Here is a 12,741-nt window from a genome sequence, read left to right on the forward strand (position 1 = left end):
GTTAAGTATTTGATTTTTCTTTGGCTCTACGATTCAGACCTTTGTACGGATTGTACCCGTTGGTATTTTTCTGATAATAGCCTGTTCCATCATAGGGCCGTTTGTCAGGATTTTCTTTGCATTCAGCAGAGCAGGTTCCCTCCATTTCCCATCCGCATTTTTCACACATCGGTACATGCGCATTGCAACTTTGATTGGCACAGTTCACCATACGGTCGGAAGGCGTACCGCAAACGTGGCAGGTAGATACAATCTTCGGATTCACTTTATTCACATCCACGGCTATTCTGTTGTCAAACACATAGCACTTTCCTTCGAAATCTTCACCTCCAGCTTCCATCCCGTATTTGATGATGCCGCCATGAAGTTGGTACACATCTTCAAAACCCTGTTCCAAAAGGAAAGCAGAGGCTTTTTCACATTTGATTCCGCCGGTACAGTAGGTCAATACTTTCTTGTTCTTCAGGTGCTCCAGCTCTTTGACTTTCTCCGGAAAATCACGGAAGTTGTCGATATCAAGCGTCAGCGCATTTTTGAATCGTCCCAATTCATGCTCATAGTTAGAACGCACATCCAAGATCACTACATCTTCCTGATCCTTCAACTTTTTGAATTCCTCAGGATCAAGGTGTTTGCCGGTTCTTACATTTGGATCAAGATGTCTCAGCGCACTGTGGACAATCTCCGGCTTGTAGCGAACATGGATTTTGGTAAATGCATGCTTGTCATAAGTATCAATTTTAAACTCTGTCTTGGCAAATCGTGAATCAGCATGAATATAGGCCATGTATTTTTCACAGTCTTCTACCAATCCGGAAACCGTTCCGTTCAGACCTTCGTCAGAAATGATGATCCTACCCCGGATGTTATTTTCGATACAGAATAAGTGATGCTGCTCACGGTACTCTTCAGGATTCTCAATCTTGGCGTAGCAGTAATAAAGGAGAATTTGATAGTTGTTGTTTTCCATAACTGTAGCCCTGTTGCGGCAGGGTGTTTTAGGATGTTTAGTTTAAATTAATTTGAATATCTTCCTTATTTATCATTCGATATTCGACATTCAATAGTTAATGATGATCAACAAAATACAAAATCTCAACTCTGGGTTGAATCTCGTAATTCGTAAATCAAAAATCGTAAATCTATTTAACTTTTGCGGCAGGATTTCCAAAAACTGTCTCATTCGCTCCCACAGTAGAAATTACCACTGAGCCAGCTCCAATTCTCGCATTTTTGCCGATAGTAACACCGGAAACAATCGTAGCACCCGAACCGATAAAAGCGCCTTCCTCTATAGTCACTTCAGAATTGACCACAGATCCGGCTCCGACTTGAACAAAATCGCCCAATTTGGCTTTGTGCTCAATAACCGCGGCGGAATTAATGATGCAATGGCTTCCTACCTCAGCACCTGCACCGATATTGACATTGGCATTGATGAAATTCCCATGACCAATGATGGCATCTGTAGAAATGTAAGAACGCTGATGGATTGCATTCACAGGCTGCACCTTTCTGCGATCATTCAACAACTCCACCAAGAATTTACGGTATTTCGGATTTTCTTCTGCCACAAACGCCTCAGTCTTCTGGCCTATAAGCTTTAAGAAACCGTCATCCTCAGGATTTCCAAGAACCGAAACAGTATTGATTTCTGTCCCATGGATTTTCTCATCCTCATCCAAGAATCCAAAAACAACGACGTTGTTACTGTTGAATATCTCAAGTGCGGGATGAGCGATGCCCTTGGCACCAAAGATTATTACCGGTTTTTCCATAGTTTTCTGCAATTCAGGGTGCAAAAATACAGGAATTCACTGGCTTACCCAAAATCATTTGGATTCTGATTTGATGAGCGACTGGGCTATTTTACATTGCAGGCATTTCTTAGGCTGGCAGTAATTTTTAAAAAGTCCAATCATCCCCTGAGAATCAAATGCATTCTCGGCCGCCCAACCATGAGATTGGAAGCGCCGAATGATATGGTTGTTTTCTGTGGACACTTCCTGCAAAAGATCGAAACACCGCTCCTGCCAGTCCGGCTCCTCAAAATATCGTCCGTATGCAAACCAGAGCGGAGTCACATAATTAATCACCAAAAGCTCCAATACCATGCTGGAAATCCCTGAGCTTGCCTGTCTTTCTGAAGGCTTGCCAAAGCTGTAATGATACTTCCAGTAATCACTTGGCTTCACTTTGAGCAACTTCCTGAAACTTGCGAAATCATGGGAATCCTGCATCACTGATTGAAGTAAATTCGGTGCATTGGATAATATCGCCGAAAGCTGCGCAATCCTAACGGTAGGAAAATTACCGGGTCTCACGCCCATAAATGTCCAATGTTGCCGCTTCATCGGAGATTCCCAGTTATACTTCTTTTTATAAAAATCATATTCCCGGATCAAATGCTGCACATACGGTTCATCAGATTCCATTGGCAGCAAACCAGCCTGCCCCATTAGAATTGCCTCCAATATCGGTAATTGATCCCGGTGCTTTTGAAGGATTTTATAAGGAACCAAAGTAGCCAATTCTCCCATAGCTTGACTATTCGTCTTAAACCCAAAGCAGACAAACAACCATCTATACGCTGTTTCCTCCCAATCATCGGTCGTAGATCTTAGAATTTCCAAAATCAGCGCCGACTTTTCCTGAAGCCGTTCTACCAGTGCCTTTTCCAAGGCAGAAAACCTCACAATTCCCGGTGCTTCCTTCAACCCATAAGCACAGGGCAAATCAGATTTGTAATCCAGCATCCGCTCATAATTCCTCCAGATATCCAAAAAAATCAGCCCTTTCAGCTCCAGAGTCGGCATAGGGGTGCCATCATTGCGCAACACATCCATATCATTTTCCCAAACTACATGAAGCACTACTGAATTGTAGGCAGGATTACCGCCATGCGCATGCTGCTTCCATTCACTTGCCAGCCTGTGCACCTCCACATGCCCATGGAAGATTACCCCATCGATTACCACAACTGAGTCCCGAAAGTCCGGCCCCTCGCTTTGATTATGAAATCCTACCTGGATTATTTTCAGTTCATCGCCGTTCACGGTGCGAAGTTTAGCCTTTTGGAAATATTGGTACTTCCACACGAGTTGTAAAAAATCTTCTTTGAATGTCATAAAAGCTTAGGTTAAAAATTTAAGGAATTTAACCAAAACCCAAAAAATAAAAAAATCAGGAAGCCCTGACTTTCAAAATCTTATAAAAACAATATAATTATCTGCAATGATGCCAGTAGCCATATTTCCCTTGTTTTACTGGACGGAAGACCGAAGACAGGTGACCGAAGTAGCCTCAATGCTATTATTAACCAAATCCTATAATGCTTTAGTCTCTTTACTATTTACTAGCAGAAAAGTGGATATACATTAAAAGCAAAATATGAATCAAAGGTATTTCTCCAGCAATTCAGTCATTTCGACCTGCAGTTTCTTCGCTTCCTGCTTCGCCACCTGAGCAAAATCCCTCTCCCTGGATGCATATATTATCCCTCTACTGGAATTTACCAGAAGTCCACAACTGGAGTTCATGCCATATTTGGCTACATCATTCAAATTCCCTCCCTGGGCACCTACTCCCGGCACCAAAAAGAAATTATCAGGCACCAGTTTTCTAACCTCTCCGATCAGCTCTCCACGTGTGGCCCCCACCACATACATCAGATTTTCGGGAGATCCCCATTCTTGACTTTTTTCCAACACAGATTGATAGAGGGGCTTGCCATTTTCGTCTTTGATCAGCTGGAAATCCATAGAACCGGCATTGGAAGTCAATGCCAAAAGTATCACCCACTTATCCTCAAATTCCAAAAATGGTGTCACACTATCCGCTCCCATATAAGGCGCTACTGTCACCGAATCAAAGTCCATTTTCTCGAAAAATGCTTTGGCATACAGCTTAGAAGTATTGCCAATATCACCGCGTTTCGCATCTGCAATAGTAAAAATCTCCTTTGGAATAAGCTCCACTACCTTCTGCAAGGTCTCCCAGCCTTGGGGCCCCAGTGCTTCAAAGAAAGCTATATTCGGCTTGTAAGCCACCGCATAATCTGCCGTCTCCTCTATGATCTGCCTACAGAAGCTATAGATCGGATCTGCTTCACTTTTCAGGTGAGTCGGGATTTTAGTGATATCTGCATCGAGACCAACGCACAAAAAAGATGATTTCTTTTGGATTTGGGAGAAAAGCTCGGCTCGGGTCATAGAGGTAAGAATTTTGGCAAAGGTAGGAAAATCAGAATTAGTTCGGAAAACTCAATTCTAAGTGGCTCCAAAGGAAAAATCCGCACAAGTATCGTACACTATTTTTTGTAGCTTTTCAGAATGAACGTTTATATACTTTATGTACAAATGAATTCATCTCCTGTCAAAATCATTTTTTTGCTGTTAATGAATTCCATTTTTACCTCCGTAGTTTATGCTCAAAATATCTCCGGCTCATGGAAATGGGTGGACAGCCCGGAGGATAGAGTTTTCCACGTCACTATTTCCGAAGCCAATCCAAAAGACAGCGAGTTGGCATCTTACGATTTTATTGGTAAGCATTGCGGACAATACTACAACGGAGGCAGAATAGACTGCGCTGAGCAGCTTTCTGTTTTTCTGAAAAAAGAAAGAGACAACATCTTCACCGGCACAATCAAAAGTGCTTATTCTGCCGGGATCTCCGAAATTCGCATACTATATTCTCCGAAAACCAACCAAATCAATTGGCAGGTAATCAAAGGAGTAGGGCAATTTTATTTTCCCCATGATGCCATTCTAGAAAAATAGCACTCACACTTTGATAACAGGAAAAGAAAAGCTTCTCAAAAACCCTCTTTCATTTTTTCCATAAATCCGGCAAGACCTATCGCAAGAGTATTTCCGCCCAACGGGAATTCATCTTTCCCTGCATAGATAAAATATCGATGATCTGCCGATATGTCTTCCACAGCATTTAAAAACCCCTTGGATAGTTTGGGGCTCAATGTCCGCTTGATTTCTATTGCCCAAATCTTACCGCCCAAGCTGATCACAAAATCAAGTTCAGCACCTGCTGCAGTTCTATAAAAGCCATACTCGGCGCCTTTTGGCAAAACCGAAATGATGTTTTCAATGATAAATCCTTCCCAACTACCTCCTACCACCGGGTGTCCGAGCAGATCATCCAGGTTTGTCAGGTTCAATAAGGCATGTGTAACCCCGGAATCCCTGATATAGATTTTCGGAGATTTCACCAGTCGCTTGCCCACATTCACCAGCCATGGTCTAAGAGAACGAATCAGCAAAAGATCCTCAAGCATTTCCACGTAACTTTTCACAGTTGGTGAAGTCAAATCGAGACTTGCTCCAAGTTTGGAAAGATTGATCAGTTGACCTTGCTGATGGGCGAGCATTGTCCAAAGGCGACGAAGACGATTTGCCGGCACAAATTGCGCAATCTGCGAAATATCTCTTTCTAAATACGTGGTAATGAAATTTCCTCTCCAAGTCATGCTGGATTTATCTGTCCTCGCCAGAAGACTGTCCGGAAAACCTCCACGCAACCATAACTTTTCTACATGACCTTCCATCGAATCAACTTCTAAAACATTGAACCCGGAAAGTTCTTCATATGCGATTCTTCCTGCGAGTGATTCGGAAGACTGTCGGATCAAATCCAATGATGCAGAACCTAAAATCAAAAATTGACAAGCCAGCAAACCTTTCTTCCGCCTCCTGTCTATCACGCCTCGCAAAAGTGGAAACAGGTCTGGCATACGCTGGATTTCATCCAAGATGATCAAGCGCCCTTCGTGAAGATCAAAATACTGCTCAGGTTCGGCAAGCTTACTTCGGTCAGACGGACTTTCCAGATCCAAATATATAGACTGGGGATCTATGTTCTTCACAAGCTCCTGAGCTAAGGTTGTCTTTCCTACTTGGCGTGGCCCAAGAATAGCTATTGCCGGAAAATCCTGCATCAATTCTTGGAGTTTATGAGTCAAATCGCGTTCAATCATCCTTGTAAATTTAAAATTGAATTTTAAATTTACAAGGATGATTTTCAATTATTAATCTGAAATACAGATAATTAACTATTTTTATCAAAATTAACTGTGACCATAGATCCAACAAGTGAAACTGCGGCTGTAATCAAGAAAAAGATTAAGCTGAAAGCAACTGCGGTAGTTTCTTCTATCCCCGCATAGGTATGCGCATAGACGAATACCAGCTCCCTTGCCCCGACTCCACCGATCGTCAAAGGAAGCACTGCCACAATAGAGGAAAGTAGAAAAACCAGCTGGTAGGCAAGAAAATTCTCTGTCACACCCAAGCTTTTCAGAATAAACCAAGCACACACCAGTTGAGTCACTTGGCCGGCCATGGACCAGCCATTTGCTTTCCAAAAAGACGGTAAAAATGATTTAAACATCAGTTTTTGAATCAACCAAAAAATGGGAAACACGAGTAAAGTCGCTATCCCTATCAGCAGATTCCAGGGAACTGACGAACCATAAGGCAAGGGCAAATCCGCAGGAAGGATCAATACCAGCAGTAAAAAAACAATTGCAATCAATCCCCCCAAGCGATCCAAAAGAGATGCCTGAACCAACGGTTTGACGGGAGTCCGGTAATGCTTGTTCAGCAAATACACCTTGTATCCATCTCCGCCTATTCCTCCCGGCAGAAACAGGTTATAGAACATTCCTATCAGGTAAAGCTTGACATTGAGCTTTTCCGGGATATTAAGATTGATGTTTTTGAAATAGAGATTTAACCGAAAGGCAGTAAACAGCTTGCTCAACGCAAACGTGAGAATGGCTGGAGCCAACCAAATCCAATGAATTGTCTTGGTGATTTGCCACAGTTGGTCCGTGTCTATTTTCCTAAAAACCAGAAAAAGAGCCAAGCCGGTCAAAACCAGCTTTAAGGCAGTCGTTAGTTTTTTCTTGAGAGAACTCCCTATTTTCACCAAAATTCAGCCGCTAGTTGGAACCCATCTTATCATTTGGCAGAATCTGTAAATCCCCCACAGATTCCCGGATCCCCTGATAAACAGATTTAATGGTGTAGGTCTTTTTATTCTGAGATTCGAAATAGGTACGGACAATAATCTCCGCGATAATCCCTGTGGTAACGAATTGAATACCCCCCAGCACCAAAATAAATCCAAGAATCATAAGTGGTCTCCCCCAGATATCCTCGCCCAAAAGTTTCAAAATCAACAGATAAAAGTTGATCACTATACCGATCATAAATGCAATCAGCCCAATTCCACCAAACAAGTGGATCGGACGCTGAAAATACTTTTGAAAAAACAGCATCAGGATCAAATCCGACATCACTTTGAAGGTTCGGCTCAGACCATACTTAGACTCCCCGTGGATTCTCGGGTGATGCTTCACGTCCACTTCAGTCATTTTGGCTCCTTGTTGCTTTGCCAAGACAGGGATGAAACGGTGAAGTTCACCATAAAGCCCCATGCCCTGAGCTATCTCCGCCTTGTAAATCCGAAGTGTACATCCGTAATCATTCAAATATACTTTGGTGCTGTTTCGTATCACCCAGTTGGCGATTTTACTTGGAATTTTACGTAGCACAAAGCCGTCTTTTCTGTCGGCTCTTCGTCCCGCAACCACATCCCATTCTTCATCGATGGCCTTTTTCAGCATCAATGGAATGTCTGTAGGGTCATTTTGAAGATCTCCGTCCATGGTGGCAATGTATTCCCCGATAGCCATATCGATGCCTGCCGCCAAGGCAGTGGTCTGACCAAAATTTCTGTTGAAAATAATCAGCTTAGTCCGGCTATTGGCATATTTTTTCACTTCTGCCACTGTACCGTCTGTAGATCCGTCTTCGATCAATATCACTTCGTAATCAACCTCTTCCAAAGCCGAATAGGTGGCCTCCAACAAGGGTTTGATATTTTCTTCTTCGTTGTAAACAGTGACTACAATAGAAATAAGTGGCTTGGACATGCTATAAAATTTTGTCAAAAATACGCTAAAATACTTCCTAGGACAAAAAAGCCAGAAATGGCTTTCGGATGCCTGCGGAAATTTGGTGTGACAATTCCAACCCGCATTATGCATTAGCATTTCTATTACAGGCTAAAATTGCTTTAAAATCAGACGCTTCGCTGCTGTTTTCGCCTTCACCATAGCGGTGCTATTCTTCAGACTCCAAACAGCCTGAATTTCTTGCAATTTTAGCCCTCACTACGAATCCTAATGCAAAATCCGGGTTCAATCAGCCTATCTTTGCAGCATGTCTTTAGTCTCCTCCCAAAACTCTCAAATCAATCCTTGGATAACAATGATTGCTTTCGCCCTATTGGTTGGCCCGTTTGCGTTGAGCTTTCATATGCATTATCCGGATGAGATGTATTACACCGATGCGGCAGTCAAAATGCTCCAAAACGGTGACTACCTCACTACCTATTTGGGCAGTGGTGAGCTCAGATTCAAAAAACCCATAGGAACTTACTGGACCGTTCTAGCAGGATTTAAGTTGTTTGGAGTCAATCCTTTTGCCTCCCGGTTTTTCTTTTTGATCGCAGGAGCTATGACTGTTGGATTTACCTACCGGGCTGCAAAAATCCTATTTGAAGACGCTCGAATAGCCGGGCTTTCTGCTCTGATTATGGCTTCAAATCCGGTATTGATTTTCAGTGCTACACGATCCATCCCCGATGTATTGCTGGCCATGACTATGACAGCAAGTGCTGTAGGATTTGCGGGACTGATCCGCTATGGCAATGCTGCGCCGAAAAAGTACCTCTGGATTCTTTACATCAGCTTGGCATTGGCATTTGAGGTAAAAGGACTTCCGGCTGCAGCTTTGGGTGGAATTGGGTTGATCTATTTACTTTTCAATCCTTGGGAAAAAATCTCATTCAAAACGTTATTTCATTTCCCCTCCATCCTTGTCAGCATTTTCATAGCCTTGTTTTGGTTTGTAGCCATGTGGAAAATTCATGGACCTACTTATCTGGACAGTTTTCTTGAAGACCAGGTCGGTACACGTGTAGCTTCACGTTACATCCTAATTAGTCAAAATGGCTTCTTGGCCATGGGAATCTTGGTCCTAATCTTTCTCCCTTGGGTTATTTTTGCACTGGCAAAAGCTAAAAGTTCAATCATAAGAGCCAGAAAGGAAAACCCTGTGTTTTTCTGGTTTGCAATACTTTGGGGACTGGCGATTCTCGGAATGGGAGCAATGACCAGCAGATTCTATGAGCGCTATCTGCTTCCAGTCGCTCCCGTTCTGGCTATTTTGCTGGCGTGGCTTCTGGTAAGAGCAGAATTTGAAAGCAAAAGAACCGCTTTAAAAATCACAAGTTGGTTTTTCCTTGTCCTAAACTCAGTGATTTTCTTCTTTAGTCTTTGGCTGAATATTAATCTGGGAGCGCCATTGCTTGTTTATGCGCAGCTTGGGCTTGCTCTACTAATTCTGCTTTATCTGGGCCAAGCGACCATAAAAAACAAAAAACTTCCGAATGTGATCGCTTACGGGTTTATGCTACTCTTCTTCTTACTTTCTACGGGCACTTTCCAGATTTCCTTGCCGGACCAAGGCCAGCAGCTAAAAGCCTTTGCAGCACAAGAAAAAATTGATCCTGCCGGTAAAATTGGTTTCATAGGAAATCTGCATACCAGCAGCAAGATCAGAATTGGATTGGGCACTGACTTTCATATGATTGACTTAGACCATCATGAATTGGAAAATGAAATCAAAAATTATGACCGGCTGATCATCGAGGACAAGTATCTGGACTCCATCGATACAGTAGGATTTCATATGGAAGTAGCTTCGCTCAACTGGGCTTCCCGTGCGATTCCTGATTTATTGAAAAATGCAGGAAATCCTGATTTCAAAAAGACATTAGAGGAAAAAGGGCAGAAATACTATTGGCTGGAAAGAGTGTCGGAGTAGAATTAATAGGAGTCTGGCTGATATGGATTGAACTCCTCCAGCTTCCTCCATACTTGGATTTTGGCGATTCTCAGCGGTTCGCCCTGGAATGTAACAGGCAATTCTTCTTCATAGAGTAGTTCCTGAAAATCGGCAAATTCACCGGGAGAATTGAAGTTCCAGCTTACAAAAATCCCAATTTTGTCCTTCCCTACAAATTGCTCCAAACCGGGCCATAGATCAAATTGGTTTTTCCTTGACCCCATATTCAGCATGTAAGTTTGAGGATGATCAGGAAGGTAAAATGACAGTTCCGAAGCCATATGATAGGTTTCTGAGAATACAAAAGCATCCTCAATACCCAAACTGTCCCGCAACGAAACCAAACGGTCGGCCAAAGCCTGATAGCCAGACAATCTTCTGAATAAAGATTTCTCCACTTTCTTGACAGGAGGAATGCTTTTCAAAAAAGTGAAATCCGGCAGAAAAAGTAATAAAGGCAGACCTATACTCAATCCAATTGCCCAGTTTCTTACTTTTCTCCACATCAGGTTTTGTTCACACACCCAAGCCGCCATTACTATCGACAAACTGCTATAGGAAAACTCAGGCCAATTCACTTCGATTTCGGCAAAAAAGGTCAATAATGCAAAACCGGCCCAAGACATAAACGCGGGCAAAATCAGATAGATCTTTACCTTATCTTTAGAATTGACAACTTCCCTAAAGGCCCCTATAAAAAGAGGCAACAAGAACACGGAAACCATCGCAAGCTGGCCTCCCAAATATCCTAGAAATCTGGCAAACGCTTTCCCTACATTAAAATCTCCTGACTTTTCTCCACCCGTCCCAAGCGCTGCCAAATGTCTGAATGTATCGAAATTGTTTTGCCAATTCCAGATCAATGCAGGTAAAAAGCCAATCAGGCTGATGGCCAAAAACAGAAAGTAATTCTTATTCTGTGCTTTCCAGTTATGTGTATAAATCAAATAAATAAGCAGAAAAGGAAAGATCAGAACCATGACTACTTTTGCCATCAACCCAAAGGCTGTGGCTACGCCTGCCCATATCCACCAGGTTGTTTTTCCCTCCGAAACACCCAGATAAGCCAAATAAATGGCTAAGATCCAGCAGAAGGAAAGTGAGGTGTCCGTTACATGGAAAGTTGAACCCTGCCACCACATTGGCATGGAGCACAAAATCATCGCTGACCAAAACCCGACTCTCTTGGAATATAAGTGTGATGCAAAACGAAACGTCACCCAGGACATTCCCAATCCCAATGCAAATGCGTTGAATCTCACGCCAAGTTCCGTATTTCCCAGAATAGCCGTACTGAGATAATTTAGCACTGCAATTAATGGAGGCTTTGAATAGTAATGCCAGGCCATATTCTGAGACCAAAGCCAGTATTGTGCCTCTTCTGTGAACAGGTCAATCTCGGGCCTTAGGGTAAATAGAATCTTGGCTATAACCAATCCTATAGAGACGAGCCAAAAGTAGAGTGTGTAATTAGGAGACTTCCGCATAAGGTAATTTATAAAAAAAGCACCTCCCAGAAACTGAGAGGTGCTGCAAAATTACTATCCCAAACTATTACTGCTTAGCCAACACTACTTTTTCTTTGTATTTTTTAATTTGACGTCTAAGTCCTTCGATAGCATCGTCGGAAGCTGCTTCGAAAGAATCCGCTTGACTCTTTGCAAAAAACTGCTTCCCCGGTACGTTTAACTTTATCTCTACGATTTTATTATCGTTGTTATCGTTCTTATCAAGTCTCAAAAAAACCTCTCCGTCTATTATTTGATCATAGAAAGTATCCAACTTATCGGCTTTTTTTTGAATAAAATCGATCAATTTTTGATCGGCGTCGAAGTGGATGGAGTGCATCTGCAGTTTCATATTCAATTGCATTTAGTGGTGAACAAATAATTTATTTATGCTTTGGGATGTGCCTGTTCGAACACAGCCTTAAGTTTTTCCATGGAATTGTGTGTGTACACCTGAGTGGCGGCGAGATTTGCATGTCCCAGCAAATCTTTGACAGCATTCAGGTCAGCTCCTTTATTGAGAAGGTGGGTAGCAAAAGTATGCCGCAGCACGTGGGGGCTGCGCTTTGAAGTCTGCGCAAAAAGGTCCAGATAATGTCTGACGATGCGAAAAATCATCATAGGGTAACTTTGCTTTTGTTGATTGCTGACAATAAAATACTCACTTTGACCTACTTTTGAAAACCTTTCCTCAAATACTTTTTTGTACAGCAAAATATTCTGTTTTAAGCCTTTTGTGATCGGAATAATTCTTTCCTTTTTCCTTTTTCCAAGCACCTTAACCGAATCTTCTATCAAGTTGATGTCCGACCATTGTAACCCGATTAACTCTGAAAGTCTGACACCGGTGAGGTAAAGAAACTCCATCACCATCTTATCACGCTGCCCTTCGAAGGTCGGTTCGTAGACGCTTTCATTTAGAACGGATTCTATGGCCGATTCCTGCACAAATTCGGGAAGTTTTTTCGGGTTTTTAAGACCTTTTAACTTATACGTTGGATCCTTGGAAATGATTCTGGACCTAAGCAAAAACTTATAATAGGACCTCAAAGTGGCTATTTTACGATTGACGGAAGTAGTGCTTAACCCACTATCTACCAGATCGATCACCCATGCCCGAAGCTCAGGATGTTCTGCTCTGGAAATTTCATTTAGTTCGAAAGAAAGCCCTACAAATTCCTCAAATTGCCTCAGGTCCCGGCGATAAGCATCTACCGTATGCGGGCTGGCTTTTTTCTCAAACTCCAAATAATTGATGAAAGAATCGATCATATGTCACGTAACTCAGAAGATAAGTTAGG

At 42.5% G+C, this 12,741-nt stretch carries 12 protein-coding genes; 2 read left to right on the top strand and 10 right to left on the bottom strand.

The window, feature by feature from the left end; genetic code table 11:
* Position 1: 1 nt before the first annotated feature.
* The 4 genes from J2X69_RS10750 to pyrF form a co-directional block, all read right to left on the bottom strand.
* A complete protein-coding gene (locus tag J2X69_RS10750; RefSeq protein WP_310102860.1) occupies positions 2-970 on the bottom strand; it encodes a rhodanese-related sulfurtransferase in 969 nt (322 codons plus the stop codon).
* A gap of 172 nt (positions 971-1,142) precedes the next feature.
* Entirely contained in the window at positions 1,143-1,778 is a 636-nt protein-coding gene (locus J2X69_RS10755) for an acetyltransferase (RefSeq protein ID WP_310102863.1), read from the bottom strand.
* 54 nt (positions 1,779-1,832) lie between these two features.
* On the bottom strand, positions 1,833-3,128 hold the full coding sequence (locus J2X69_RS10760) for a DUF2851 family protein (protein WP_310102866.1): 1,296 nt from the start codon (positions 3,126-3,128) through the stop codon (positions 1,833-1,835).
* Positions 3,129-3,395: 267 nt separating this feature from the next.
* Entirely contained in the window at positions 3,396-4,211 is an 816-nt protein-coding gene (gene pyrF / locus J2X69_RS10765) for an orotidine-5'-phosphate decarboxylase (protein WP_310102871.1), read from the bottom strand.
* 186 nt (positions 4,212-4,397) lie between these two features.
* Between pyrF and J2X69_RS10770 the strand changes: the two genes are divergently transcribed.
* Positions 4,398-4,781 (top strand): hypothetical protein, encoded by a 384-nt coding sequence (locus tag J2X69_RS10770; protein WP_310102874.1) that lies wholly within the window; start codon positions 4,398-4,400, stop codon positions 4,779-4,781.
* A gap of 35 nt (positions 4,782-4,816) precedes the next feature.
* On the opposite strand, the gene J2X69_RS10775 is transcribed toward J2X69_RS10770, so the two are convergent.
* The 3 genes from J2X69_RS10775 to J2X69_RS10785 all read right to left on the bottom strand — a co-directional run bounded on the left by J2X69_RS10775 (position 4,817) and on the right by J2X69_RS10785 (position 7,954).
* The gene (locus J2X69_RS10775; protein WP_310102876.1) at positions 4,817-5,992 is read right to left on the bottom strand and encodes an ATP-binding protein; all 1,176 of its coding nucleotides are present in this window, start codon (positions 5,990-5,992) and stop codon (positions 4,817-4,819) included.
* A 71-nt stretch (positions 5,993-6,063) separates the two neighbouring features.
* The gene (locus J2X69_RS10780; RefSeq protein WP_310102878.1) at positions 6,064-6,945 is read right to left on the bottom strand and encodes a lysylphosphatidylglycerol synthase transmembrane domain-containing protein; all 882 of its coding nucleotides are present in this window, start codon (positions 6,943-6,945) and stop codon (positions 6,064-6,066) included.
* Positions 6,946-6,958: 13 nt separating this feature from the next.
* Positions 6,959-7,954: a glycosyltransferase family 2 protein gene (locus J2X69_RS10785; protein ID WP_310102880.1), complete on the bottom strand. Its 996-nt coding sequence runs from the start codon at positions 7,952-7,954 to the stop codon at positions 6,959-6,961.
* A gap of 337 nt (positions 7,955-8,291) precedes the next feature.
* Here J2X69_RS10785 and J2X69_RS10790 point away from each other — a divergent pair, with 337 nt between their 5' ends.
* Complete coding sequence (locus J2X69_RS10790) at positions 8,292-9,911, top strand: phospholipid carrier-dependent glycosyltransferase (RefSeq protein ID WP_310102882.1); 1,620 nt, start codon at positions 8,292-8,294, stop codon at positions 9,909-9,911.
* A 2-nt stretch (positions 9,912-9,913) separates the two neighbouring features.
* Here the strand turns inward: J2X69_RS10790 and J2X69_RS10795 are convergent, their stop codons facing one another.
* The 3 genes from J2X69_RS10795 to J2X69_RS10805 form a co-directional block, all read right to left on the bottom strand.
* Positions 9,914-11,419 (bottom strand): glycosyltransferase family 39 protein, encoded by a 1,506-nt coding sequence (locus J2X69_RS10795; RefSeq protein WP_310102885.1) that lies wholly within the window; start codon positions 11,417-11,419, stop codon positions 9,914-9,916.
* Between the two features lie 67 nt (positions 11,420-11,486).
* On the bottom strand, positions 11,487-11,792 hold the full coding sequence (gene hpf, locus J2X69_RS10800; RefSeq protein WP_192347155.1) for a ribosome hibernation-promoting factor, HPF/YfiA family: 306 nt from the start codon (positions 11,790-11,792) through the stop codon (positions 11,487-11,489).
* A 35-nt stretch (positions 11,793-11,827) separates the two neighbouring features.
* Positions 11,828-12,712 (bottom strand): tyrosine-type recombinase/integrase, encoded by an 885-nt coding sequence (locus J2X69_RS10805; RefSeq protein WP_310102889.1) that lies wholly within the window; start codon positions 12,710-12,712, stop codon positions 11,828-11,830.
* Between the last annotated feature and the right edge of the window lie 29 nt (positions 12,713-12,741).

The sequence above is a fragment of the Algoriphagus sp. 4150 genome (assembly GCF_031457395.1).
GTDB lineage: Bacteria > Bacteroidota > Bacteroidia > Cytophagales > Cyclobacteriaceae > Algoriphagus.

What these genes read in the sequence shown, in the direction of transcription:
- J2X69_RS10750 (WP_310102860.1), bottom strand. Translation starts at nt 970, where the DNA reads ATGGAAAACAACAACTATCAAATTCTCCTTTATTACTGCTACGCCAAG.
- J2X69_RS10755 (WP_310102863.1), bottom strand. Translation starts at nt 1,778, where the DNA reads ATGGAAAAACCGGTAATAATCTTTGGTGCCAAGGGCATCGCTCATCCC.
- J2X69_RS10760 (WP_310102866.1), bottom strand. Translation starts at nt 3,128, where the DNA reads ATGACATTCAAAGAAGATTTTTTACAACTCGTGTGGAAGTACCAATAT.
- pyrF (WP_310102871.1), bottom strand. Translation starts at nt 4,211, where the DNA reads ATGACCCGAGCCGAGCTTTTCTCCCAAATCCAAAAGAAATCATCTTTT.
- J2X69_RS10770 (WP_310102874.1), top strand. Translation starts at nt 4,398, where the DNA reads ATGAATTCCATTTTTACCTCCGTAGTTTATGCTCAAAATATCTCCGGC.
- J2X69_RS10775 (WP_310102876.1), bottom strand. Translation starts at nt 5,992, where the DNA reads ATGATTGAACGCGATTTGACTCATAAACTCCAAGAATTGATGCAGGAT.
- J2X69_RS10785 (WP_310102880.1), bottom strand. Translation starts at nt 7,954, where the DNA reads ATGTCCAAGCCACTTATTTCTATTGTAGTCACTGTTTACAACGAAGAA.
- J2X69_RS10790 (WP_310102882.1), top strand. Translation starts at nt 8,292, where the DNA reads ATGATTGCTTTCGCCCTATTGGTTGGCCCGTTTGCGTTGAGCTTTCAT.
- J2X69_RS10795 (WP_310102885.1), bottom strand. Translation starts at nt 11,419, where the DNA reads ATGCGGAAGTCTCCTAATTACACACTCTACTTTTGGCTCGTCTCTATA.
- hpf (WP_192347155.1), bottom strand. Translation starts at nt 11,792, where the DNA reads ATGAAACTGCAGATGCACTCCATCCACTTCGACGCCGATCAAAAATTG.
- J2X69_RS10805 (WP_310102889.1), bottom strand. Translation starts at nt 12,712, where the DNA reads ATGATCGATTCTTTCATCAATTATTTGGAGTTTGAGAAAAAAGCCAGC.